The sequence below is a fragment of the Streptomyces sp. NPDC048297 genome (genome assembly GCF_043201585.1).
Lineage (GTDB): Bacteria > Actinomycetota > Actinomycetes > Streptomycetales > Streptomycetaceae > Streptomyces.
In genome coordinates, this window is sequence record NZ_JBICZA010000006.1 from 107,262 (window position 1) to 132,312 (window position 25,051).

19 protein-coding genes are annotated in these 25,051 nt (G+C 71.2%); 13 read left to right on the forward strand and 6 right to left on the reverse strand.

Features of this window, described 5'->3' with window-relative positions:
- Positions 1 to 64: 64 nt before the first annotated feature.
- The 3 genes from ACGFYV_RS08830 to ACGFYV_RS08840 all read right to left on the reverse strand — a co-directional run bounded on the left by ACGFYV_RS08830 (position 65) and on the right by ACGFYV_RS08840 (position 5,346).
- Entirely contained in the window at positions 65 to 1,723 is a 1,659-nt protein-coding gene (locus tag ACGFYV_RS08830) for a penicillin-binding transpeptidase domain-containing protein (RefSeq protein ID WP_393877649.1), read from the reverse strand.
- A 96-nt stretch (positions 1,724 to 1,819) separates the two neighbouring features.
- Positions 1,820 to 3,466, reverse strand: coding sequence for a penicillin-binding transpeptidase domain-containing protein (locus ACGFYV_RS08835; protein WP_393877650.1), 1,647 nt, complete (start codon positions 3,464 to 3,466; stop codon positions 1,820 to 1,822).
- 137 nt (positions 3,467 to 3,603) lie between these two features.
- Positions 3,604 to 5,346: a dolichyl-phosphate-mannose--protein mannosyltransferase gene (locus ACGFYV_RS08840; protein ID WP_393877651.1), complete on the reverse strand. Its 1,743-nt coding sequence runs from the start codon at positions 5,344 to 5,346 to the stop codon at positions 3,604 to 3,606.
- 103 nt (positions 5,347 to 5,449) lie between these two features.
- On the opposite strand from ACGFYV_RS08840, the gene rsmI reads away from it, so the two are divergent.
- The 6 genes from rsmI (at position 5,450) to ACGFYV_RS08870 (ending at position 11,942) form a co-directional block, all read left to right on the forward strand.
- A complete protein-coding gene (gene rsmI, locus ACGFYV_RS08845; RefSeq protein WP_393877652.1) occupies positions 5,450 to 6,298 on the forward strand; it encodes a 16S rRNA (cytidine(1402)-2'-O)-methyltransferase in 849 nt (282 codons plus the stop codon).
- 354 nt (positions 6,299 to 6,652) lie between these two features.
- Positions 6,653 to 7,072, forward strand: a complete 420-nt coding sequence (locus tag ACGFYV_RS08850; protein ID WP_393877653.1) for a hypothetical protein — start codon at positions 6,653 to 6,655, stop codon at positions 7,070 to 7,072.
- Between the two features lie 58 nt (positions 7,073 to 7,130).
- Complete coding sequence (locus ACGFYV_RS08855; RefSeq protein ID WP_393877654.1) at positions 7,131 to 8,027, forward strand: TatD family hydrolase; 897 nt, start codon at positions 7,131 to 7,133, stop codon at positions 8,025 to 8,027.
- Between the two features lie 148 nt (positions 8,028 to 8,175).
- Positions 8,176 to 9,606: a ubiquitin-like domain-containing protein gene (locus ACGFYV_RS08860; RefSeq protein ID WP_393877655.1), complete on the forward strand. Its 1,431-nt coding sequence runs from the start codon at positions 8,176 to 8,178 to the stop codon at positions 9,604 to 9,606.
- 504 nt (positions 9,607 to 10,110) lie between these two features.
- Positions 10,111 to 11,052, forward strand: a complete 942-nt coding sequence (gene rsmA / locus ACGFYV_RS08865; RefSeq protein ID WP_393877656.1) for a 16S rRNA (adenine(1518)-N(6)/adenine(1519)-N(6))-dimethyltransferase RsmA — start codon at positions 10,111 to 10,113, stop codon at positions 11,050 to 11,052.
- A complete protein-coding gene (locus ACGFYV_RS08870) occupies positions 11,049 to 11,942 on the forward strand; it encodes a 4-(cytidine 5'-diphospho)-2-C-methyl-D-erythritol kinase (protein ID WP_393877657.1) in 894 nt (297 codons plus the stop codon). Before rsmA ends, ACGFYV_RS08870 begins: the two co-directional genes overlap by 4 nt.
- A gap of 6 nt (positions 11,943 to 11,948) precedes the next feature.
- On the opposite strand, the gene ACGFYV_RS08875 is transcribed toward ACGFYV_RS08870, so the two are convergent.
- Positions 11,949 to 12,542 carry a Uma2 family endonuclease gene (locus tag ACGFYV_RS08875; RefSeq protein WP_393877658.1) on the reverse strand — a complete coding sequence of 198 codons (594 nt, stop codon included), beginning with the start codon at positions 12,540 to 12,542 and terminating at the stop codon, positions 11,949 to 11,951.
- Between the two features lie 157 nt (positions 12,543 to 12,699).
- On the opposite strand from ACGFYV_RS08875, the gene ACGFYV_RS08880 reads away from it, so the two are divergent.
- From ACGFYV_RS08880 to ACGFYV_RS08895, 4 genes are all read left to right on the forward strand, one after another.
- Positions 12,700 to 14,508, forward strand: a complete 1,809-nt coding sequence (locus ACGFYV_RS08880) for an ABC-F family ATP-binding cassette domain-containing protein (RefSeq protein WP_393877659.1) — start codon at positions 12,700 to 12,702, stop codon at positions 14,506 to 14,508.
- A gap of 289 nt (positions 14,509 to 14,797) precedes the next feature.
- Positions 14,798 to 16,564 (forward strand): PQQ-binding-like beta-propeller repeat protein, encoded by a 1,767-nt coding sequence (locus ACGFYV_RS08885; protein WP_393877660.1) that lies wholly within the window; start codon positions 14,798 to 14,800, stop codon positions 16,562 to 16,564.
- Positions 16,565 to 16,649: 85 nt separating this feature from the next.
- Positions 16,650 to 18,563, forward strand: coding sequence for a PQQ-binding-like beta-propeller repeat protein (locus ACGFYV_RS08890; RefSeq protein WP_393877661.1), 1,914 nt, complete (start codon positions 16,650 to 16,652; stop codon positions 18,561 to 18,563).
- A 224-nt stretch (positions 18,564 to 18,787) separates the two neighbouring features.
- The gene (locus ACGFYV_RS08895; RefSeq protein ID WP_393877662.1) at positions 18,788 to 19,480 is read left to right on the forward strand and encodes a LuxR C-terminal-related transcriptional regulator; all 693 of its coding nucleotides are present in this window, start codon (positions 18,788 to 18,790) and stop codon (positions 19,478 to 19,480) included.
- A gap of 88 nt (positions 19,481 to 19,568) precedes the next feature.
- Here ACGFYV_RS08895 and ACGFYV_RS08900 read toward each other — a convergent pair whose 3' ends face one another.
- Both ACGFYV_RS08900 and ACGFYV_RS08905 read right to left on the reverse strand, forming a co-directional pair.
- Complete coding sequence (locus ACGFYV_RS08900) at positions 19,569 to 19,892, reverse strand: hypothetical protein (protein ID WP_393877663.1); 324 nt, start codon at positions 19,890 to 19,892, stop codon at positions 19,569 to 19,571.
- Between the two features lie 21 nt (positions 19,893 to 19,913).
- Positions 19,914 to 21,605 carry a sodium:solute symporter family protein gene (locus tag ACGFYV_RS08905; protein WP_393877664.1) on the reverse strand — a complete coding sequence of 564 codons (1,692 nt, stop codon included), beginning with the start codon at positions 21,603 to 21,605 and terminating at the stop codon, positions 19,914 to 19,916.
- A 211-nt stretch (positions 21,606 to 21,816) separates the two neighbouring features.
- Here ACGFYV_RS08905 and galT point away from each other — a divergent pair, with 211 nt between their 5' ends.
- The 3 genes from galT to galK are packed head-to-tail and all read left to right on the forward strand — an operon-like array spanning position 21,817 to position 25,030.
- Entirely contained in the window at positions 21,817 to 22,899 is a 1,083-nt protein-coding gene (gene galT, locus ACGFYV_RS08910) for a galactose-1-phosphate uridylyltransferase (protein ID WP_393877665.1), read from the forward strand.
- Positions 22,899 to 23,861 (forward strand): UDP-glucose 4-epimerase GalE, encoded by a 963-nt coding sequence (gene galE, locus ACGFYV_RS08915; protein WP_393877666.1) that lies wholly within the window; start codon positions 22,899 to 22,901, stop codon positions 23,859 to 23,861. The genes galT and galE overlap by 1 nt, the downstream gene beginning before the upstream one ends.
- An 8-nt stretch (positions 23,862 to 23,869) precedes the next feature.
- Entirely contained in the window at positions 23,870 to 25,030 is a 1,161-nt protein-coding gene (gene galK, locus ACGFYV_RS08920; RefSeq protein ID WP_393877667.1) for a galactokinase, read from the forward strand.
- The last annotated feature ends 21 nt before the right edge of the window (positions 25,031 to 25,051 follow it).

The window sequence follows — 25,051 nt, forward strand, 5'->3', positions numbered from 1 at the left end:
ACGAACTGATCAGGAGCTGGTCGGGAGCGGATCAGGAACGGATCAGGAGCCGGTCGGGAACTGATCAGCTCCCCGCCTTCAGCAGCGCCGCGACGATCGGTCCCGCCGTGTCGCCGCCGTGGCCGCCCGCCTGGACCACGCCCGCGGCGGCGAGATCGCCCCGGTAGGCGGTGAACCAGCCGTTCGGCTTCTTCTGCCCGTCGACCTCGGCCGAGCCGGTCTTCGCGCCGTAGTCCGGACCCAGGCCCGCCATCGCCTTGGCCGCGGTGCCGTACGCCGCCGTGAACCGCATGACGTCCTTGAGCTGGCCCTGCGTCGTCGACGACATCGCGCGCGCGGCCTTCGCCGGCGTGCGGTGGTCCACGTCCGGGGACACCAGGTACGGCTGCCGGAACGTGCCCGACTCCACCGTCGCCGCCACCGAGGCCATGTTCAGCGGGTTCATGCGCACCCCGCCCTGCCCGATCAGCGAGGCGCCCATCTGCGCGCCGCTCTGCACCGGGATCGCGCCGTCGAAGGTGGGGACCCCGATGGCCCAGTTGTTCATCCCGAGGCCGTAGACCTGCTGGGCCTCCTTCGTCAGGTCGCTGTTCGACAGCTTCGGCGCGAAGTCGATGAAGGCGTTGTTGCAGGAGGCCCCGAAGCTCTGCTTGAACGTGCCCTTCTTGATCTCGGAGTCGGCGTCGTTGTGGAACGTCCAGCCGGCGAGCTTGTACGTCTTGGGGCACGGATGCGAGGCGTCCGGCGTGATGAGCTTCTTCTCGAACAGCATCGTCGACGTCACGATCTTCATCGTGGACCCGGGCGCGAGAGAGCCCTGGAAGGCCACGTTGAAGCCGTGCTCGCTGTTGGCGACCGCGAGGATCTCGCCGGTCGAGGGCCGCATCACCACCACGGAGGCGCGCTTGCTCCTGCCGACCAGCTGCTCGGCCTGCTCCTGGAGCCGGGGGTTCAGTGTGGTGCGCACCGTGCCCGGCGTGCCCTGGCTCAGCGTCACCAGCGTCTTGTCCGACAGCCCCGCCTTCGTGGACGCCGTGCCGCGCACCACCCGCAGCTCGATGCCGGCCTTGCCGCCCGCCGTCTTGCCGAACTTCTCGCGCAGGCCGTCCAGGACCGAGCCCAGCGAGGGGTACGCCTCGGCCGTCAGCACGCCGCCGTCCCGGTCCAGCGCCTTGACCGGCGGGGTGCCGGACTCGCCGGTGACCAGTGTGTCACCGTCCTTCAGGTCCGGCTGGACCAGGGCGGGCCGCCAGCTCACCAGCGGCTTGCCGTCGCTCTTGCGGCGCACGACGGTCAGCGAACTGTCGTACGCCAGCGACTTGCTGAGGTTCTCGTCGGACACCGTCGCCGCCACCGAGAACGGCACTGCGGCGCCGGTGGCCGCCTTGGGGGTGAGGGTGAGGCCCTTGAGGTGGGCGTCCTTGGCGGCGGCGGTGAGCAGGGCGGTCGCGGCGGCCGGGTCGTCGGTGACGGCCGCCGCCTGGGCGATCCGGCCCTGCTGCCAGGCGGTCAGGAAACGCGCGGACACCGTCCGCACCTCGGCCGCGGTCGGCGGGCCCGACGGGATCTCCTTGTGGGCGGACGTCCGCTCCTCGGCCGACGCCCCGCCGTCGTACAGCGCGTAGGCGCCGACCCCGGCGCCGGCGACGACCGCGGCGATCACCCCGCCGAGTACGGCGGGGCTGGTCTTCCGTCGCTCGGCGACACGCCTTCTCTTGCCCACTTCCTCAGTTCCTCCGCGCTTTCCCCAGGGTCCCCGTAGCCCTCACACTCCTCAACGACGGGACCCACCCTAGAGTCCCGTCCTGGCCGGGTGACCTCAGCCCGCACTCCGTAGCACGCTTGCGACAATCGGTCCGGCCGCGTCGATGCCGTGCCCGGCGTCCTGGGCCATCGCGGCGGCGGCGACATCGCCCCGGTAACCGGTGAACCAGCTGTTGGACTTGGCCTGCCCGTCGACCTCCGCCGAGCCGGTCTTCGCGCCGATGTCACCGCCCAGGCCGGCCATCACGCCCGCCGCGGTGCCGCTGCGGGCGGTGCGGTTCATCATGGCGCGCAGCTGCTGGACCGTGCTCGGGGACAGCCCGCGCGCACGTGCCGGTTCCCGGTCGTCCAGGGACAGCGGCACGATCACCGGCTGCCGGAAGGCGCCGGTCATGGCGGTCGCCGTGACCGAGGCCATGTTCAGCGGGCTCAGCTGCACCTGGCCCTGGCCGATCAGGTTCGCCGCGGTGTCCGGGCCGCCGGAGGCGGGGACCCGGCCGTCGAAGGAGGGCACCCCGACCTTCCAGTTGTCCTGCCCGAGCCCGAACCGCTCCTGGGCCTCCTGGGTGAGGGAGTCCACCTTCACCTCGTCCGCGAACTTCACGAACGCCGTGTTGCAGGAACGGGCGAAGCTGTCGGAGAGGGTGGCGTGCTCGTCGGGCTGGAGTCCCTTGAGGTTCTGGAAGGTCTGGCTCTGCCAGACCGCCGACGGCGGGCAGGGCGCCGGGCCGTTCGCGGTGGTCAGGTTGTTGTCGATGAGGGTCGCGGCGCTGACGATCTTCATCGTCGATCCGGGGGCCAGCTCGCCGAGGAAGGCCGCGTTGAAGCCGTCGTCGCGGTGGTTGGCGACCGCCAGGATCTCGCCGGTGCTGGGCTTGACGGCCACCACGGAGGACTCGGGGTACCTGCGCACCGCCGCCTCGGCCGCCGCCTGCGCGCTCGCGCTGAGCGTCGTGCGCAGCTTGCCCGGCCTGCCCTTGGCGAGGGTGAGCAGGGTGGTGTCGGCCGGGCCCTCCCCGTCCGCCGTGTCCGCGTGCCGGATCACCAGCTCCACCCCGGGCCGGCCCCCGGTCGCGTCGCCGTACCGCTGGCGCAGCTCGTCCAGGACCGGGCCGAGCGAGGGGTACTTGTCCTTCGTCAGCACCGCGCCGTTACGGTCCACGGCCTCGATCTCGGGCGCCGCCGACTCGCCGGTCGCCAGCGTGTCGCCCCGCTCCAGCTCCGGATGGACCACGGAGGGCTGCCAGTCGACCAGCGGCCGGTAGGAGGTCTTGCCGCGCACGACCGTCAACTCGCCGTCGTAGTCCAGCGGCAGGGACTTCCCGTCGTACGACACCGTTGCCTTGACCGTGAAAGGCACGGTCGTGCCGGTGGCCGCACCGGGCGTGATGTGGACCTGGCCGATGTGCGCGTCACCGCTGTACGCCGTCAGCAACTCCTGGGCCGCCTCCGGGTAGTTCGTGTACGTGGCCGCCTGCGCCGCGTCCCCCTTCTCCCAGGCGGTGAAGAACTGCCGCGCGGTGTCCGTGACCTCGGCGCCGCTGGGCGGCCCGGTCTCCACCGCGCGGTGCCCCCCGCTCCCGCTCCCGGTTTCCCCGTCCCCCGTGAGCGCGTGCGCGATGTTGTACAGCCCCCACCCGGCCCCGCCCACCAGTACCACGCACGCACCGCCGACCACGGCGACCTTGACTCCCCTGGCCATGACGCTTCCCCTCCCCGTGCCCCCGTCCTGAGCCCACCCCTTTCCTGAACACGTTCAAAAGGCGGGCCGAAGGAGCAATGTAAGCGGTTACGGGTCGTTCCGGGGACGGGAGTTGCCGGGTGTTGTCAAAACTGTGATCAGACCCAGGTGTCCAACCACATCCGTGAACGCCAGGAGTCGATGGGGATGGCGGTTCCGGTGTACAGCGGCCAGAAATAGATGAAGTTCCAGGCGATCAGCAGGACCAGCACGCCCGCCGCCGAGGCGCCCACCACGCGGCGGGTGTCGCTGGAGCCCGGCGGGCCGACGATCGCGCCGATCATCATCGCCAGCGCCAGGCACAGGAACGGCAGGAAGACGACCGCGTAGAAGAGGAAGATCGTCCGCTCCTGGTACAGGAACCAGGGCAGATAGCCGGCCGCGATCCCGCAGGCGATCGCCCCGGCCCGCCAGTCGCGCCGCAGCGCCCAGCGCCACAGCACGTACAGCAGCGCGAAGCAGCCCGCCCACCACAGCAGCGGCGTACCGAGGGCCAGCACCTCGCGGGCGCACTTCTCGGTGGCGTCCGCCGGGCAGCCGTCCGTGCCGGGGGTGGGGGACTCGTAGAAGTACGACACCGGGCGGCCCAGCACGAGCCAGCTCCACGGGTTGGACTGGTAGGTGTGCGGGGACGTCAGGTGCACGTGGAAGTTGTAGACCTCGTGCTCGTAGTGCCACAGGCTGCGCAGCCAGTCCGGCAGGAACGTCCAGTGACCGCCCTTGCCGTCGGTCGCGGCCCAGTCGCGGAAGTAGCCGCCCGTGCCGTCCGCCGGGGACAGGATCCAGCCGAGCCAGGACAGCACGTACACGGCGATCACCACCGGGACCATGGCGAGGGCGACGACCGCGTCGACCAGGCTCGTGAGGTACGGGTGCCGGCCGCCCGCCACCTTGCGGGCGCCGACGTCCCAGAGCACCGTCATCACGAAGAACGCGACCAGGACGTACAGGCCGTTCCACTTGGTGCCGATCGCGAGGCCCAGCAGCACGGCGGCCGCCAGACGCCAGGGGCGCCAGTAGAGGAAGAAGTTGTCCGTGGTCTGCGCGTCCGGGCGGACCCGGCCGTCCGCGCCGACGGGCAACGCGGCCGCGAGCCGGGCGCGCGCGTAGTCCCGGTCCAGGACCAGGCAGCCGAACGCGGCGAGCACGAAGAACATCAGCACGCCGTCGAGCAGCGAGGTCCGGCTCATCACGAAGTGCAGGCCGTCCACCGCCATCAGCGTGCCCGCCAGACAGCCGAGGAACGTCGAGCGGAACATCCGGCGCCCGATCCGGCACAGCAGCAGCACGGACAGCGTCCCCAGCAGCGCCGTCATGAACCGCCAGCCGAACGGGTCGAACCCGAACATCAGCTCGCCGAGGCCGATGACGTACTTGCCGACCGGCGGGTGCACGACGTACGCCGCGTCCGTCGGGACGGCCAGATGCCCGTGCGACTGCAGCACCAGGTCGTTGGCGTTCTTGTCCCAGTTGACCTCGAAACCGCGGTGGACCAGCGCCCACGCGTCCTTCGCGTAGTACGTCTCGTCGAATATCACCGCCCGCGGGCTGCCCAGGTTCCAGAACCGCAGCACGCCCGCCAGCAGCGTCACCAGCAGCGGACCGATCCAGCCCGACCAGCGCGCGATCCGCCCGGCCAGGACCGGCGGCACACCCAGCACCTGCCACAGCCGCGGACTCGGCTCGGCGTACGGCGGCACCAGCCGGTCGCGTACGTCGCCCGCGGGGGCGTCCGCCGCGGGCGCGTAGCCGAATCGGCGCAGCCGCTGCTGCCACGGCGGTCGCCGATCGAGTGGTGCCTGGCCCTGCCGGAGGTCCGTGGAGGACGCGGTACTGGTCACCGCGCCATCGTAGGGAACCGTGCTGTGTGAGTCCCGTGCACCGCCCGTCCCGTCCGGAAGCGGTCGTTTTCCCGTGCCCCCGCGGCCCTGGGAGGATGGGGGCGTGACTGGAACCCTTGTCCTGGCAGGTACCCCCATCGGCGACATCGCGGACGCCCCGCCCCGGCTGGCCGAGGAGCTGGCCGGCGCCGACGTCGTCGCCGCCGAGGACACGCGGCGGCTGCGCCGGCTCACGCAGGCGCTCGGCGTGAGTCCGAAGGGCCGCGTCGTGTCGTACTTCGAGGGCAACGAGGCCGCCCGCACGCCCGAACTGGTCGAGGAGCTGCTCGGCGGGGCGCGCGTGCTGCTCGTCACGGACGCCGGGATGCCCTCGGTCTCCGACCCCGGTTACCGGCTGGTCGCCGCCGCCGTCGAGAAGGACGTCCGGGTCACCGCCGTCCCCGGCCCGTCCGCCGTGCTCACCGCGCTCGCCCTGTCCGGGCTGCCCGTCGACCGGTTCTGCTTCGAGGGGTTCCTGCCGCGCAAGGCGGGCGAACGGCTGTCCCGGCTGCGCGAGGTCGCCGCCGAGCGGCGCACGCTCGTCTACTTCGAGGCTCCGCACCGGCTCGACGACACACTCGCCGCGATGGCCGAGGTCTTCGGCGGCGAGCGGCGGGCCGCGGTGTGCCGGGAGCTGACCAAGACGTACGAGGAGGTACGGCGCGGGCCGCTCGCCGAGCTGGCGAGCTGGGCCGCGGAAGGGGTGCGCGGGGAGATCACCGTGGTGGTCGAGGGGGCGCCCGAGAAGGGGCCCGAGGAGCTGGACGCGCAGGAGCTGGTGCGGCGGGTTCGCGTCCGCGAGGAGGCGGGGGAGCGGCGCAAGGAGGCGATTGCCGCGGTGGCGGTGGAGGCGGGGATCGCGAAGAGGGTTGTCTTCGATGCGGTGGTTGCGGCAAAGCAGGCGGGTGCGTGAGGCGGGTGCATGAGGTGGGTGCGTGAGGCGGGTGCGCCGTTCGGGGGGCGGTCGCGTTGCGGGGTACGGGCGGGGTGTGGCTGGTCGCGCAGTTCCCCGCGCCCCTTCGGGGGCGCGTACCCCGGCGCATGCCGACATGCGCTCTGAGCAGGGGTGTTCTCGACTGAGCGCGTGACCCATGCGGGGGCAAAACGAGCGGGGGTGAAGGCAAAGGGCTGGTTCCTTCGGCGGGGTGTTCGGGCAAGGGACGTCCAAAACGGGTCCAACAGTCGACAGGACGGATGCGTTCGCGCCGGCGAAGGCGTCCACTGGTCGAAGAGACGCACCCGTTCCCCTTCCAGGGGAGGAGCTGGCATGAGTGAGACCACAGGACAGACCGGCCTGCGCGGTACGGCCACAGCCGTCGTTCACGAGTCGTACGCCTTCGCGTGCATGAGGTGCGGGCACGGCTGGGAGCAGTCGTACGAGATAGAGCACCACACCGACGGCGACGGGCACGAGTTCGTCCGGTACGTCGCCGACGGCCGGGTGGTGCCGTCCCCGCTGAGCCGGCCCGCATGCCTCAACTGTGACGGCCACGTCGTACGGATCATGCGCGCGGGACAGGTGTCCTCCGCGCGCGGCGCGGCCGAGCGGCACCACCCGACCGTGCCGCAGGCGCACCCGGTGGACGTACCGCCGCGCGCCGACGAACGGCACGACGGGCAGCACCACGAGCCGCACCACTGGCATCTGTCCGATCTCCTGCACGCCTTCCAGCGCAAGGCCGGCTGAGCGGAGCACCGGGCGTTCGACGGTATGTCCGTCCACGGGCCTTCCGTAGGATCGGAGCATGCCTTCGAACGCCGCTCACGACGACAGGAACGCCAAGCACGCGGCACCGCCGCTCCCGGCCCCCCTCGGGGTACCCGTCGCCGATTCGCACACCCACCTCGACATGCAGTCCGGCACGGTCGAGGAGGCTCTCGCGAAAGCCGCGTCGGTGGGCGTGACGACCGTCGTCCAGGTCGGCTGCGACATCAAGGGCTCGCGGTGGGCCGCCGAGACCGCGGCGGCGTTCGAGAACGTCCACGCCGCCGTCGCCCTGCACCCCAACGAGGCCCCCCGCATCGTCCACGGCGACCCCGACGGCTGGTCCCGGCAGGGAGCGCGCGAGGCGGGCGGCGACGCCGCGCTGGACGAGGCGCTCGCCGAGATCGACCGGCTGGCCGGGCTGCCGCAGGTCAAGGGCGTCGGCGAGACCGGACTCGACCACTTCCGCACCGGCCCCGAGGGCAAGGACGCCCAGGAGCGGTCCTTCCGCGCCCACATCGAGATCGCCAAGCGGCACGGCAAGGCCCTGGTCATCCACGACCGCGACGCCCACGCCGACGTGCTGCGCGTCCTGAAGGAGGAGGGCGCCCCCGAGCGCACCGTCTTCCACTGCTACTCCGGCGACGCCGCGATGGCCGAGATCTGCGCCCGCGAGGGCTACTACATGTCCTTCGCCGGCAACGTCACCTTCAAGAACGCCCAGAATCTGCGCGACGCCCTCGCGGTCGCCCCGCTGGAACTGGTCCTCGTGGAGACCGACGCGCCCTTCCTGACGCCGGCGCCGTACCGCGGCCGGCCCAACGCCCCCTACCTCGTCCCGGTCACCGTGCGCGCGATGGCCGCGGTGCGCGGCATCGACGAGGACGCGCTGGCGAGTGCCCTGGGCGCCAACACGGCACGCGCGTTCGGCTACTGAGGGGGTGCCGAGGGGGTGCTGAGCGGTCGGTGATCGTCCGTTCGAAAAGCAACTGTACGTAGTCGCGTCGCTTTGGAGAGTGACGGGCGCTCCGCTAGGTTCTGGTGGCCCGATCCGGACCCCCTCTGGCCGCCTGGAGCGTGTCGGCGTGAGCAAGCCGCAGTACGAGTACGAGTACGAGACGTACGACCCCTACGGCCGTGAACCCGACGGCCGTGGACCCGACGGCCGTGGACCCTACGGCCGGGACTTTCACGGCCACGGTGGCTTCGGCGGGTACGGGGACACCTACCGGCCCGCCTACGAGGCCGAGGCGTACCTGGTCCCCGAGCCGCCGCGGACGTGGCAGTGGCAGATGGCGAACGGCCCTGGGGCGGAGGTCCCCGAAGCGGAGATCCCAGGGGAGGAGTCGCCGGAGACGGTGGTTCTCGGGGAGGGGCGGGGGCGGGGTGCGCGGCGGCGCAGGGGGCGCTTCGGGGAGCGCCCGGAATCCGCGATGCGCCGGCTGCTGCCCCAGGCGCTCGTCGTCGCGTTCCTCGCCGGCGGCACCACCGCCTTCGTCGCCAAGGACAAAGCCGTCGAGCTCAACGTCGACGGCAAGCCCCGCACCCTGCACACCTTCGCCGACGACGTCACCGAACTGCTCGCCGAGGAGGGCGTGCACGTGGGCGCCCACGACATGGTCGCGCCCGGTCCCGGCACCGCCCTCGCCGCCGGTGACGAGGTCGCCGTGCGCTACGGCCGCCCCGTCCGGCTCACGCTGGACGGTGAGCGGCGTGAGGTGTGGACGACGGCGCACACGGTGGACGGGGCGCTCAGGGAACTGGGGGTGCGGGCCGAGGGCGCGTATCTGTCGGCGTCACGCTCGCGGAGCATCGGACGCGCCGGGCTCGCGCTCGACGTGCGCACCGAGCGGGCCGTCACGTTCATGGCGGACGGCCGCACGCGCACCGTCCGTACCAACGCGGCGACCGTCCGCGAGGCGATCGAGGAGGCCGGGCTTGCGCTGCACGGCCAGGACACCACCTCCGTACCGCTCGACAGCTTCCCGCGCGACGGGCAGACGGTGACCGTGCTGCGGGTGACCGGCACCCGGGAGGTCCGCGAGGAAGAGATCCCGTTCCAGGTCCGGCGCACCCAGGACCCCACCCTCTTCAAGGGCACCGAGGTCGTCGACCAGCAGGGGGAGCCCGGACTGCGACGGGTCACCTACTTCCTGCGCGCCGTCAACGGGGTCCAGGAGAGGCCGCGCCCGGAGGACTCCGAGGTGGTGCGCCGGCCGCGCGCGCAGGTGGTGCGGGTGGGGACGAAACCCCGGCCGAGTTCCGTGCACGGCGCGGACGACCTCAACTGGCACGCGTTGGCCGCCTGCGAGTCCGGGGGGCGCCCCGGCGCGGTCGACGCGTCCGGTACCTACGGCGGCCTCTACCAGTTCGACACCCACACCTGGCACAGCCTCGGCGGCAGCGGACGCCCCCAGGAGGCGTCCGCTGAGGAACAGACCTACCGGGCGAAGAAGCTCTACGTACGGAGGGGGTCCAGCCCTTGGCCGCACTGTGGGGAACGTTTGCATTCGTAGGTGCGGGTATGGGTGCGGGTGCGGGTGCGTGTATGGGTGCGGGTCGGTGGGGGCTTGTCGCGCCCACGCGGCGGAGCCGCATATCGATACAGCCCCGCGCCCCTAGGGAAACTGCAGTCCCGTCGGCTGCATGGCGCCGTATGCTCGCAGCTCGCAGCTCGCAGGCGCGCCGACTGCAGATCGCCCTGCGGGCAGTCGTGCCGCTGGTGCGGGCCGGTGGGGGCTTGTCGCGCCCACGCGGCGGAGCCGCATATCGATACAGCCCCGCGCCCCTGGGGAATTGCAGTTCCGTCGGCTGTATGGCGCCGTATCCCTGCAACCCGCTGCCCGCAGCTGCGCCGACCGCAGCTCGTCCTGCCGTCCTAGCTGCGGGCAGTCGTGTCGCTGGGGCGGCGCGGGTGGGCGCGGCGGTACCCCGTCCGCGCCGGTGAGCGGATTCCCCCGCTCAGCTGCCGCACAGGGTGCCTGGCAATCCGCGGAACCGCGTCCCCGTACCCTTGTCCCGTGAGTAGCCCCACCCCCGATGCCCTTCTCGGTCCGGCCGACATCCGCGAGCTCGCGGCGGCGCTCGGCGTGCGCCCCACCAAGCAGCGCGGCCAGAACTTCGTGATCGACGCCAACACGGTCCGCCGTATCGTCCGCACCGCGGAGGTCCGGCCCGACGACGTGGTCGTAGAGGTCGGCCCGGGGCTCGGCTCCCTCACGCTCGCGCTGCTGGAGGTCGCCGACCGGGTCACGGCCGTGGAGATCGACGACGTCCTCGCCGCCGCGCTGCCCGCGACCGTCGCCGCCCGGATGCCCGAGCGCGCCGACCGGTTCGCGCTGGTCCACTCCGACGCGATGCACGTCACCGAGCTGCCGGGACCGCCCCCGACGGCACTCGTGGCGAACCTGCCGTACAACGTCGCCGTCCCGGTGCTGCTGCACATGCTCGCCACCTTCCCGAGCATCGAGCGCACGCTCGTGATGGTGCAGTCCGAGGTCGCCGACCGCCTCGCCGCCACCCCCGGGAACAAGGTGTACGGCGTGCCCTCCGTAAAGGCGAACTGGTACGCCGAGGTCAAGCGGGCCGGTGCCATCGGACGCAGCGTCTTCTGGCCCGCGCCGAACGTCGACAGCGGCCTGGTCTCGCTGGTCCGGCGGACCGAGCCGGTCAGGACGACGGCCACCAAGCGCGAGGTCTTCGCGGTGGTGGACGCGGCGTTCGCGCAGCGCAGGAAGACGCTGCGGGCGGCACTGTCCGGCTGGGCCGGGTCGCCGGCCGCGGCCGAGGCGGCCCTGGTCGCCGCCGGGATCTCGCCGCAGGCCCGCGGGGAGGCCCTGACCGTCGAGGAGTTCGCACGGATCGCCGAGCACAAGCAGCAGACCGGCGAGGACAAGCAGCAGACGGCCGAGCGCGAGCAGCGGAGCGCCGAGCACGAGCAGCACGGGGAGAACGGCAAGTGAGCGTGACCGTACGTGTCCCGGCCAAGGTCAACGTCCAGCTCGCGGTGGGCGCCGCCCGCCCCGACGGCTTCCACGACCTCGCCAACGTCTTCCTCGCCGTCGGCCTGTACGACGAGGTCACCGTCACCCCGGCCCGGGAACTCCGCGTCACCTGCGAGGGCCCGGACGTCGACCAGGTCCCCCTGGACCGCACCAACCTCGCCGCCCGCGCCGCCCTCGCGCTCGCCGAGCGGCGGGGCATCGACCCGGCCGTGCACATCCACATCGCCAAGGACATCCCGGTCGCCGGCGGCATGGCGGGCGGCAGCGCGGACGGCGCGGGCGCGCTGCTCGCCTGCGACACCCTCTGGAACGCCGGCGTCTCCCGCGCCGAACTCCTCGCCATCTGCGCCGACCTGGGCAGCGACGTCCCGTTCAGCCTGGTCGGCGGGGCCGCCCTCGGCACCGGCCGGGGCGAGAAGCTGACGTCCCTCGACGTCGGCGGCACCTTCCACTGGGTGTTCGCGATGGCCGAGCGGGGGCTGTCCACCCCGGCGGTCTTCCGCGAGTTCGACCGACTGGCGCAGGGGCGGGAGATCCCGGAGCCGGTGGCTTCGGCAGAGCTGCTGGAGGCGCTGGCGAAGGGGGACGTGGAGGCGCTGGCGGCATCCGTGTCGAACGACCTTCAGCCTGCCGCGCTGTCCCTGTTCCCGGAGCTGGCGGACACGCTGGAGGCGGGGCGGGGTGCGGGCGCGCTTGCCACGCTGGTCTCCGGTTCCGGTCCTACGACGGCGTTCCTCGCGCGGGATGTCGCTGCGGTGGAGAAGGTGGCCCAAGCCCTGCGGGCGTCGGGGACGTGCAGGGCGGTGCGGACTGCGGTGGGGCCGGTGGCTGGGGCGACGGTCCTCTGAGGGGACTCAGTACTGGTCGATGGCGGTCAGGTCGATGTTGATGTCGTAGGGCACGCTGATCTTGACGTGGTCGTGGTAGATGCCGGTCAGCGCGTAGGTGCCGGTGGTCTCGCCGCGCTCGTAGACCTGCACGACGGGATGGTCGTCCTGGCCGGCCATGTCGACCAGCCAGAGATGAGGGATGCCCGCCGAGGCGTACTTGTGCGGCTTGTAGTCGTGGTCGCGGGCCTCGGAGTCCGGTGAGACCACCTCGATGGCGAGGAGGACGTCGGCCGCCTCGAAGCGGGTCTGACGTCGGCCGGTGAAGGCTTCTTTGCGGACCACGGAGATGTCCGGTTCCGGACCGTTACGCCGGTCCAGTACCACCGTCATCTCACACGCGACCTTCAGATCGGCCGGCACGGTGCTGCGCAGTCCGTTCGCCAGCAGATGGATCGCGGCGTAGTGGAAGTGGCGCTGCGGACTCACGAAAACCAGGCTCCCGTCGATCAACTCAGTGTGCGGCGGGAGATCAGGCAGCGTGAACAGGTCGTCCACGGTGTAGCCGTCCTGCGGCGGTACCGGCCACTGGACGCGGCGCTTGACGGACTCGGCGGTCATGGTTCCTCCCATGGACGGGATCCTGCTGCCTGCCCTCCACGGTAGCGGCCTGTTCCCGATCACGTCATCACAAAGGGTGACCGTCCCCTCGCGGGCAGCCCCGCACCCCCGAGGCCCTACGCTTGAAGGCTGATCCGCCCCCGCGCACAGGAGTGAAATGGCCGTCAACCTGGTCAATGTCGAGAACATCAGCAAGGTGTACGGCACCCGTGCCCTGCTGGACGGCGTCTCGCTCGGTGTGTCGGAGGGGGACCGGATCGGGGTCGTCGGTCGCAACGGCGACGGCAAGACGACCCTCATCCGGATGCTGGCCAAGCTGGAGGAGGCGGACACCGGGCGGGTCACGCACTCGGGCGGGCTGCGGCTCGGGGTGCTGACCCAGCACGACTCGCTGGACCCGGCCGCGACCGTGCGGCACGAGGTCATCGGTGACATGGCCGACCACGAGTGGGCCGGGAACGCCAAGGTCAGGGATGTGCTGACCGGGCTGTTCGGCGGCCTCGACCTCCCCGGCTTCCCCAAGGGGCTCGACACCGTCATCGGGCCGCTGTCCGGTGGCGAGCGGCGCCGGATCGCGCTGGCCAAGCTGCTCATCGAGGAACAGGACCTGATCGTCCTCGACGAGCCCACCAACCACCTCGACGTCGAGGGCATCTCCTGGCTCGCCCGGCATCTGCGCGAGCGCCGTTCGGCCCTCGTCTGCGTCACCCACGACCGGTGGTTCCTCGACCAGGTCTGCACCCGCATGTGGGACGTCCAGCGCGGCGACGTGTACGAGTACGAGGGCGGCTACTCGGACTACGTCTTCGCGCGCGCCGAGCGCGAGCGGATCGCCGCCACCGAGGAGACCAAGCGGCAGAACCTGGTCAGGAAGGAGCTGGCCTGGCTGCGCCGCGGCGCGCCCGCCCGTACCTCCAAGCCCCGCTTCCGCGTCGAGGCCGCCAACGAGCTGATCAAGGACGTACCGCCGCCCCGTGACAGCTCGGAGCTGATGAAGTTCGCCAGCTCGCGGCTCGGCAAGACCGTCTTCGACCTTGAGGACGTCACCGTGCAGGCCGGCCCCAAGGTGCTGCTCCAGCACGTCACCTGGCAGCTCGGCCCCGGCGACCGGATCGGTCTCGTCGGTGTCAACGGGGCGGGCAAGACGTCCCTGCTGCGGGCCATGGCCGAGGCCGCGCGCACCGAGGGCGAGGCGCAGCCGGCCGGCGGGCGCGTCGTCGTCGGCAAGACGGTCAAGCTCGCCTACCTCTCCCAGGAGGTCGCCGAACTCGACCCCGCCGTGCGGGTCCTGGAGGCCGTGCAGCAGGTGCGTGAGCGCGTCGACCTCGGCAAGGGGCGCGAGATGACCGCCGGGCAGCTGTGCGAGACGTTCGGCTTCAGCAAGGAGAAGCAGTGGACGCCCGTCGGTGACCTGTCCGGTGGCGAGCGGCGCCGGCTCCAGCTGCTGCGCCTGCTGATGGACGAGCCCAACGTCCTCTTCCTCGACGAGCCCACCAACGACCTCGACATCGAGACCCTCACCCAGCTGGAGGACGTCCTCGACGGCTGGCCCGGCTCGATGATCGTCATCTCCCACGACCGGTTCTTCGTGGAGCGCACCACCGACCGGGTGTTCGCCCTCCTCGGCGACGGCGCCCTGCGGATGCTGCCGCGCGGCATCGACGAGTACCTGGAGCGCCGCCTGCGCATGGAGGAGGCCGTCGCCACGCAGGTCGCCGCCGCGGCGCCCAAGGCGGACACCACGGAGAGGAGCGCGGCCGACCAGCGCGCCGCCAAGAAGGAACTCCAGAAGATCGAGCGGCAGTTGGACAAGATCTCCGAGAAGGAGTCCAAGCTGCACGCGCAGATCGCCGAGAACGCCACGGACTTCGGCAAGGTCGCCGAACTGGACGCCCAGCTGCGCGATCTGGCCGGGGAGCGCGAGGAACTGGAGCTGCGCTGGCTGGAACTGGCGGAGGACGCCTGACCGCAGGCGCCCGGCCGAAGGCGTCCGGCAGAGGGCGCCTGACCGGAAGCCGGACTGTCCCACACGGCTCGCGCAGGGGGCGCGTGCGCCGCGTGAAGGGGACGTGAAGGCGCATAACGACGGCGTCACGGGCCGGTCCTCCCTTGGGAACAGGGGAGGACGCGGCCCGCTGTGCTGTCGGCGCCGGTGATAAAAAGAGCCGAATGACAACTGTCTGATACGACCTTGGGTCCGTGATCGAACCTCAGGGGCGTGGCTAAAAATCAGTGAACGAGGGGGAAGAACGCTGATGACTCAGCCGCCCGACCAGCCGCCGCAGGGTGGTTTCGGAGCACCGCAGGACCAGCCGCCGCACGCCGGCGGATTCGGGGCCCCGCCCACGCCTCCGCAGACGCCGCCCGCGCCCCCGGCCCAGCCGCCGCAGCCGGGCTACGGCTACCCCCAGCAGCCCGGCCCCTACGCCGCCCAGCCCGGCCCGTACGCCCAGCCGGGCCCGTACGGTCAGCCGCAGCAGTCCGGTCCGTACGGTCAGCCCCAGCAGCCCGGCCCGTACGGCCCGGGGCCCGGTTACGGCTACCCGCAGCAGCAGCCCCAGTACCCGGGCGCGCCCGGCACCCCGCCCGGCGGTCCTGCGGGCAAGAGGAAGACGGCCCTGATCATCGGTGCCGCGGTGGCCGCGCTGCTCGTCATCGGCGGCACCGTCTACGCGGTCACCAGCGGTGGCGACGACGGCGGCAAGAAGCCGGTCGCCGAGAAGAGCGACGACAACAAGCCGTCCACCGACGTGCCGGTCAACCCCGGTGACGGCAGCGGCGACGGCGGTTCGGACCCGGAGAACCTCAACGAGGGCCGCAAGCCCGGCGAGGCGAAGGTGCTCTGGTACAAGACGGCACCCGACGCCCCCGGTTCCGGCGCCGACGCGCCCGGCATGTGGGTCACCGGCAAGACGGTGGTGAAGGCCGCGTACAAGCAGGTCTTCGCCTACAACACCGGTAACGGCAACCCGACCTGGGACCCGATCTCGTTCCCGCAGAAGATCTGCTCGGTCACCCCGCAGCAGTCGGACGACGGCAAGGTCGTCATCGCCTACATGAGCGGGGTCAGCGACCGCGCCAAGTGCAACCAGCTCCAGCAGATCGACCTGGACACCGGCAAGAAGGGCTGGACCGGCCAGGTCGCCGACGGCGGGCTGTTCGACAGCGCGCTCAGCGTGGAGCTGTCCGTCAGCGGCAAGACCCTGATGGTGGGCCGTTCGCAGTCGGGCACGGCGTACGACATCGGCACCGGCCGCAAGATGTACGACAAGAAGAAGTACGGCAGCGACTGCTTCCCGACGGCGTTCGCCGGCGGCAGCGGCAAGCTGATCCAGGTGGCCACCTGCGACGCGGTCGGCAGCAACGAGCACGACGAGATCGCCGAACTCGACCCGGCCACCGGCAACGTCAAGTGGAAGCAGCCGCTCAAGAAGGGCTGGACGGTCGCGCGGACCTATTCCCTCGACCCGCTCGTGGTCTACATGACCAACGAGGACAAGAAGGCCTGGAACATCTCCACCATCACCGGGAACGGCACGTTCCGTTCGCAGGTCAAGGTGGACGAGAAGTTCTCCCCCAGCTGCGGCTGGGCGATCCTCGAACGCGACCTCCAGGGCTGCCAGGGCGTCGCCGTCGGCTCCGACACGCTCTTCCTGCCGACCGACAACACGAACGGCGCGAACGAGATCGTCGCGATCAGCCTCGCCACCGGCAAGGAGAGGTGGCGCGTCAAGTCCCCGACGGACGAGTCGATGGCGCCGGTGAAGGTCGAGAACGGCAACCTCATCGCCTATGTGCACCCGTCCTACGACGCCGGCGGCCAGATCGTGTCGATCCCGGTCGCGGGCGGTTCGCACACGCCGGCCAAGCTGCTGCAGAACCCCGCGGGCACGGCGCGGATCGAGGACACCTTCTTCGACAGCGACATCGACTGGGCCGACGGGCACTTCTACATCTCCACCTCCCGGCTGACCGGCAACGACGACACGAAGGAGAAGCTGATGATGGCCTTCGGCAAGTGAGCCCCGGCCCGTCGCCGTCATTCTCCCCGTCCCCCGTCGTTCCCGGGCCGCCCGGCCCCGAGTGCTTCTTCGAGGTACCTCCGTCATGACCCAGCCGCCTCCGCCGCCGCCCAACCAGCCCCCGCAGCAGGGTGGTTTCGGCCCGCCGCAGGACCAGCCGCCCGCGCCCCAGGCCCCCGCGACCCCGCCGCAGGCCCCCACCCCGCCGCCGAACCAGCCGCCGGGCTTCCAGAAGACCCCGCAGCCCGGCTACGGCTACCCGCAGCAGGCCCCGGCACCGCAGCAGCCCCCGACCCCGCCCCAGCCGCAGCCCGGCTTCGGCCAGCCCCAGCCGCCGGCGCCCCAGCCCGGCTACGGCTACCCGGGCGCCCAGCAGAACCCGTACAACCAGCCCACCCAGCCGCCCGGCGCCCCGTACGCTCCGCAGCAGGGCTACGGACAGCCGGCCTACGGACAGCCGGCCTACGGACAGCCGGGGTACGGACAGCCGGGATACGGCTATCCGGGCGGCCCCGGCATGCCGACGCAGCCGCAGCCCGCGCAGCCGTCCGGCGGCGGGAAGAACAACACCGCGCTCGTCATCATCGTCGCCGCGGTCGTCGTGATCGCGCTGATCGTCGGCGGCGGCATCTTGTACACCAAGTCCTCCGGGGGTGACGGCAACAAGCACGACACCGCCTCCTCCGCCGGCGCCACGGGCGGCTCGGGCGACACGGGCGGCAAGAACGGCACCACGGGCGGGTCCTCGGGCGGCAAGGAGAAGGCCCCGGCGGACCCGGCGAGCCACATGCTCTTCCAGGTCCCGCTGCCCAAGACGAAGGACACCGTCTCCACCGCGGGCTCCTGGCTGACCGACAAGGTGTACGCCAAGAGCGGGATCGGCGAGATCGTCGGCTACAACCCCGCCACCGGCGCCAAGATGTGGACGATCTCGCTGCCCGGCGCGGTCTGCGCCGCCACCAGGCACGTCACCGACGACAACAAGACCGCGATCGTCTACGAGCCGTCGAAGAGCGACACCGCGCGCTGCTCCGAGGTCGCGGTCATCGACCTCGACAAGGGCACCAAGCTGTGGTCGAAGTCGGTCGGCGGCGGTGACTACCCCATCAGCTGGGAGAACGTGACGGTCGCCCAGCACACCGTGGCGGTCGGCAGCACCGACGGCGGTGCCGCGCTCGACGTCGCCTCCGGCAAGGTGCTGTGGCAGCCCAAGACGACGGACGGCTGCTCCGACTCCGGGTACGGCGGCGGCGCCAAGCTCGTCGCGGTCCGCAAGTGCGGCAGCTTCGACGACCCCACGCTGCACATCCAGACCATCGACCCCGTCAGCGGCAAGGTGATCTCCGAGTACAAGATGGCCGCGGGCATCGAGTACGCGAGCGTCGTCTCCACCGACCCGCTGGTGGTGGCCGCCGACGTCGGCGACAGCGCGGGCGACGGCAGCGGCGTCTCGGACTACTTCTCGATCGACAACAAGACCGGGAAGCTCCTCACCCGCATCTCCGCCCCCCGTGACTCCTACGAGGGCCAGTGCGACGGCATCACCCGCGTCGAGAGCTGCAAGGAGATCGTCGCCGCCGACGGCAAGCTGTACCTGCCCACCGCGGAGCACGACGGCAGCAGCGAGCAGTACAGCAAGACCAACGAGATCGTCGCCTTCGACCTGACCACCGGCAAGCTGACCGGCCGGCGGGCCGAGGCCGGCGACGGCTACACGATCACCCCGGTGCGCATGGACGGCGGCAACCTGCTGGCCTACGAGCACCCGCCGTACGACAAGGGCGGCAAGGTCGTCAGCATCGACGGCTCCTCCTTCAAGGTCACCACCCTGCTGGAGAACCCCGCCGACCGGTCCGTGCGGGACGCGGAGACCACGATGCTCCCGGACTACGCGGAGATCCTGTTCGGGCAGGGCAGGCTGTACATGTCGTCGGTGTACGCGCACGAGGTCTCCTACGGCAAGGAGTACCTGGCGCTCGCGTTCGGCACGAGCGGCTGACACGCGAACGCCCTTGTCAGGCGCCTGATCAACTCTGATCGACAGAAGTGCCCCGGATTTTCATCGATCCGGGGCACTTCTGCGCATAGGGGCAGCGCGACGTCGAACAAGCGTGTAGCTTCCGGGGGCATGAATGGGCGGAGGCGCCGGGGGGCCCTCTGTTCTCGCGGACCGGTGGGCGTCCATAGTGGGGGCATCCATGGGGGGACTGGGGGGTTGCTCTAATGGGAGTGCGGCTCATGGTCGTCGACGACCACCGCCTGCTCGCGGAGGCGTTGGCGTCGGCGCTGAAGCTGCGCGGGCACCGGGTGCTGGCGGCGGCGGCGCCGGCCGCGGGCGCGGCCGAGCTGGTCATCACCCGGGCCCCCGAGGTCTGCCTGCTGGGCACGGCGGCGCCGGCCGAGCCGGGTGCCTTCGACCCGGTGGTCCGCATCAAACGGGACCGCCCGCAGGTCGCGGTCCTCGTCCTCGGCCCCGTGCCCTCACCGCGCGGCATCGCCGCGGCCTTCGCCGCAGGCGCCTCCGGATACGTACGGCACGACGAACGCATCGAGGGCGTCGAACGCGCCATCATGAAGGCCCGCGCGGGCGAGGCCGCGGTCGCCCCGCAACTCCTCCAGGGCGCCTTCAGCGACCTCCTCAACCCCGCCGCCCAACCCGACGACGAAGGCCAGCGCCTCCTGCAGATGCTCACCCCGCGCGAGGTCGAGGTCCTGGTCCGGGTCGCCGACGGCGAGGACACCAGGCTGATCGCCGCCGGAATGGGCATCGCCCCCAGCACCGCCCGCACCCACGTCCAGCGCGTCCTGATGAAACTGGGCGTGGGCTCCCGCCTGGAGGCCGCCGCCCTGGCCGCCCGGACAGGCCTGCTGGACAGGGCGATCCCCTTGACGAATTCGGCGAACCCGGACCTGTAGCGCCCGAAGGGGCGCGGGGCTGTATCGATGTGCGGCTCCGCCGCGTGGGCGCGACAAGCCCCCACCTGCCCGCACCCGGCGAACAGCCCTACTCGGCATCCACGGGAGGCACCTGCTGAGCCGCCGCAGGCCTCAGCTTCAGCCACACCAGGAAGAAGACCCCGAGCACCAGCAAGCCGATGCCCGTCCACAGGTTGATGTTGACCCCCTCGGCCTTGTCGATCGCGGCCTGGGAGTCGGTGAGGCCGGTGATCGTGACGATGACGCCGTAGACCACGAACAGAGCGCCGATGATGCGGCGCAGGTCGAAGATGCGGGCGGCCGTCGCGGACCTGCCCTCCAGCTCGGTGACCTCCCGCTGGACGTCCCGCTCGGTGTAGTGGTCGGCGTGTCCGGGATCCTGCTCGGTCATGGTCTCCTCATCCTCCCGCGATCAGAACGAGAACGGGATGTAGCAGGCGGCGGCGAGAACGACCGCGCCCCACCCCAGCAGGGCCGGCTTGCGGTACCACGCCTCGTCACCGGGGGCGGGCGGCTCGGCCGTACCGGGGGAGGAGGTGCCGTGGACCAGCCCTTGCAGCTCCCGCGCCGGCTTCGGCTCCGTGAACAGGGACACCGCGACCATCACGACCGCACCGGCGACGAACCCGGCGATCGCGGAGACGAAGTTGGCGCCCTGGTCGGAGGGGATCGAGACGATGCCCTTCTTGTAGAGGACGAAGTAGTTGGTCATCGCCGTGACGGTGCCGGCGAGCAGACCCCAGAACCCGGATTTCGCGGACGCCCGCTTCCAGAACAGGCCGACGATGAAGACGACGAACATCGGCACGTTGAAGAAGGAGAACAGCGTCTGCAGGTAGCTCATGATGTTCGAGAACGAGGACGCGAGGAACGCGGTGCCGACGGAGGCGGCGACGCCGATGACGGTGATGAGCCGGCCGAAGCGGACGTAGTACGCGTCCTCGCGGTCCTTGACCACGTACCGCGCCCAGATGTCGTTGGTGAACACCGTGTTGAAGGACGACACGTTCGCCGCCATGCCCGCCATGAACGCGGCCAGCAGTCCGGTGACCGCGATGCCGAGGACGCCGTTGGGCAGCAGTTCCTGCATCAGGTAGGGGATGGCGTCGTTGTACTGGAGGCCGGAGCCGGGGGTGCCGATGCCCGGGACGAGGGCCGCGGCGACCAGACCCGGGATCATCACCAGGAAGACGATGAAGATCTTCGGGTAGGCGGCGATCAGCGGGGTCCGCTGCCCGGCGGAGAGGTTCTTCGCGGACAGCGCGCGCTGCACCTCGGCGAAGTTCGTCGTCCAGTAGCCGAAGGACAGCACGAAGCCGAGGCCGAGCACGATGGTCAGCCAGTTCGCGCCGAGCGGGTTGGCGTGGCCGATGCCGGTGCCGCCCCAGGCCGTGGTGAAGTCCGCGCCGTGCGTCGCGGTGAGCCTGTCGGTCAGCCCGCCCCAGCCGCCGGCCTTCTTCAGGCCGAGCACGGTGATCGGGATCAGCGCCGCGAGGATCACGAAGAACTGCAGCACCTCGTTGTAGATCGCGGAGGACAGTCCGCCCAGTGTGATGTACGCGAGCACGAACGCGCCGGCGACCACGATGGCCACCCACTGCGGCCAGCCCAGCAGGGCCTCGACGACGATCGCGAGGGCGTAGAGGTTGACGCCCGCGATCAGGATGGCGGCGAACGCGAACAGGGCCGAGCTGAGCAGATGGGCGGCCCGGTCGAAGCGCAGCAGCAGGAACTCGGGGACCGAGCGGACCTTGCTGCCGTAGTAGAACGGCATCATCACCAGGCCCAGGAAGACCATGGCGGGGATGGCGCCGATCCAGTACCAGTGCACGGTGTAGGCGCCGTACTGGGCGCTGTTCGCGGCCATGCCCAGGATCTCGGTGGCGGCGAGGTTCGCCGAGATGAAGGCGAGGCCGGTGATCCAGGCGGGCAGCGAGCGTCCGGAGAGGAAGAAGTCGAGGCTCGTCCTCACCGAGCGGCGGGCCGCGAACCCGATGCCGAGGACGACGACGAAGTAGATCGCCAGGATCGTGTAGTCCAGCCCGTTGGTGGGGAGCCGTAGCTCCGCCGCCGGCCGGACGGCGCCGATTGGGGGGGTTTGCATGAGAACTCGCTTCGTCGCGCGAACTGATCCAGGCGGAACCTGCGCCTCCGCGTTCAGTAATTGAACACTCCTGTTGGTGTTCTTTGTTTGATTGTGATCGTGCTGGGTGTTGTGGAGTTGTGGTTTGTTATGTTTGGTTGTGTTGAGAGAGGGGGGTCGTGGACCCCGGCCGCCCCCAGCGACCCTCGGCGCGGATGGAAGGCGACGTGTTGTGAAGAAGACCTCGACCCGGCTGGCCGACGGTCGTGAGCTGATCTACTACGACCTGCGGGACGACACCGTGCGGGACGCCGCCGACCGCCGCCCGCTGGAGCCCACGGTCACCACGGCCGAGATCCGCCACGACGTCCTGCTCGGCGACGCGGTCGCCGTCGCCTCCCACCGCCAGGGCCGCACCTACCACCCGCCGGCCGACGAGTGCCCGCTGTGCCCGACCCGCGGCGACAAGCTCAGCGAGATCCCCGACTCCTCCTACGACGTCGTCGTCTTCGAGAACCGCTTCCCCTCGCTCGCCGGCGACCTCGGCCGCTGCGAGGTCGTCTGCTTCACCTGCGACCACGACGCGTCCTTCGCCGACCTCACCGAGCGGCAGGCGCGGCTCGTGCTGGACGCGTGGACGGACCGGACGTCGGAGCTGTCCCATCTGCCCTCCGTCAAGCAGGTGTTCTGCTTCGAGAACCGGGGCCCGGAGATCGGCGTCACCCTCGGGCACCCGCACGGCCAGATCTACGCCTACCCCTTCGTCACCCCGCGCAGCGCGCTGATGCTCCGCTCGCTCGCCGCCCACCGGAAGGCGAGCGGCGGGGAGAACCTGTTCGACGCCGTCCTCACGCGTGAACTCGCCGGCGAGCGGGTCGTCCTTGAGGGTGAACACTGGGCGGCCTTCGTGCCGTACGCCGCGCACTGGCCGTACGAGGTCCACCTGTACCCGAAGCGCCGCGTGCCCGATCTGCTCGCGCTCGACGAGGTGGCACGCACAGAATTCCCGAAGGTCTATCTGGAACTCTTGAGGCGCTTCGACCGGATCTTCGACGGGCGGGACGGAGGGGAGAACTCCGCGGGTGAGCCTCCGACGCCGTACATCGCGGGCTGGCACCAGGCCCCGTTCGGCGGGCTGGAGGAGTTCGACGGTGTGGAGCGCGACGACTTCGCACTCCACCTCGAGCTTTTCACCATTCGCCGAACTTCCGGCAAGCTGAAGTTCCTCGCGGGTTCCGAGTCCGGCATGAGTGTGTTCATCAACGACGTGCCGCCGGAGCGCGCGGCAGAGCGACTGCGAGAGGTAGCGAGTTGATGAAGTACCTGGTGACGGGTGGCGCGGGTTACGTCGGCAGTGTCGTGGCACAGCACCTGCTGGAGGCCGGCCACGAGGTCACCGTCCTCGACAACCTCTCCACCGGCTTCAGCGAGGGCGTGCCCGCCGGTGCCGCGTTCATCGAGGGCGACATCCGCGACGCCGCCAAGTGGCTCGACTCCTCCTACGCCGGCGTGCTGCACTTCGCCGCGTCCTCGCAGGTCGGCGAGTCGGTGGTGAAGCCGGAGAAGTACTGGGAGAACAACGTCGGGGGCAGCATGGCGCTGCTCGGCGCGATGCGCGAGACGGGCGTGCGCACGCTCGTCTTCTCCTCCACGGCCGCCACCTACGGCGAGCCGGACCAGGTCCCGATCCAGGAGACCGCCCCCACCCGGCCCACCAACCCCTACGGCGCCACCAAGCTCGCCGTCGACCACATGATCACCAGCGAGGCGAACGCCCACGGCCTGGCCGCCGTCTCGCTGCGCTACTTCAACGTGGCCGGCGCCTACGGCGCCCACGGCGAGCGCCACGACCCCGAGTCGCACCTGATCCCGCTCGTCCTCCAGGTCGCCCAGGGCCGCCGCGACGCGATCTCCGTCTACGGCGACGACTACCCGACCCCGGACGGCACCTGCGTGCGCGACTACATCCACGTCGCGGACCTGGCCGAGGCCCACCTGCTGGCCCTGACGGCGGCGCGGCCCGGCGAGCACCTGATCTGCAACCTCGGAAACGGCAGCGGATTCTCCGTCCGCGAGGTCATCGAGACCGTCCGCGAGGTCACCGGCCACCCGATCCCCGAGGTCGTCGCGCCGCGCCGCGGCGGCGACCCCGCGGCCCTGGTCGCCTCGGCGGACACGGCCCGCGAGAAGCTGGGCTGGAACCCGTCCCGCGCGGACCTCGCCGGGATCGTGGCGGACGCGTGGGAGTTCACGCAGAGCATCGCGAAGGGGCACTAGTGGCACCGGTGGGGGCACAGCAGGCGCAGGTCCGGGACCGCTTCGCCGAACTGTACGGAGCCGAACCGGAGGGGGTGTGGGCGGCGCCGGGCCGGGTCAACCTGATCGGCGAACACACCGACTACAACGACGGCTTCGTCATGCCGTTCGCCCTCCCGCACCGGGTGACGGCGGCCGTCTCCCGGCGCACCGACGGCATCCTGCGCCTGCACTCGGCGGACGTCGACGGCGACGTCGTGGAACTGCGGCTCGACGCGCTCGCCCCGCAGAGCGACACGCACTGGACGGCGTACCCGGCGGGCGTCGTCTGGGCCCTGCGCGAGGCCGGCCACGAGATCACCGGCGCCGACATCCACCTCACCTCCACCGTCCCGACGGGCGCGGGCCTGTCCTCCTCGGCCGCCCTCGAAGTCGTCGTCGCGCTCGCCCTCGACGACCTCCACGGCCTCGGCCTGCCTCGCCGGCGGCTGGCCCGCCTGTGCCAGCGCGCCGAGAACGTGTACGTCGGCGCGCCCACCGGGATCATGGACCAGACGGCCTCCGCCTGCTGCGAGCCGGGGCACGCCCTCTTCCTCGACACCCGCGACCTGTCCCAGCGGCAGATCCCCTTCGACCTCGCGGCCGAGGGCCTGCGCCTGCTGGTCGTCGACACCCAGGTCAAGCACGCCCACAGCGGCGGCGAGTACGGCAGGCGCCGGGCCGGCTGCGAGAAGGGCGCCGCCCTGCTCGGCGTGGACGCCCTGCGCGACATCGCCTACGCCGACCTGGACGCCGCCCTCACCCGCCTCGGCGACGAGGAGGAAGTCGTCCGCCTGGTCCGCCACGTCGTCACGGAGAACCACCGCGTCGAACGCGTCGTCTCCCTCCTCCACGCCGGCGAGACCCGCGCCATCGGCCCCGTCCTCACCGAGGGCCACGCCTCCCTGCGCGACGACTTCCGCGTCTCCTGCCCGCAACTCGACCTCGTCGTCGACACGGCCCTGGAAACGGGAGCCCTGGGCGCCCGCATGACCGGCGGCGGCTTCGGCGGCTCCGCGATCGTCCTCACGGAAACCACCACCGTCGCCACCCTCACCAAAACCATCGAATCCGCCTTCACCACAGCCGCCTTCACACCCCCTCGCATCTTCGAGGCGGTGCCGGCGGCGGGGGCGGCGCGGGTCGGCTGACGTCCGCTGGTCAGGGGGCGG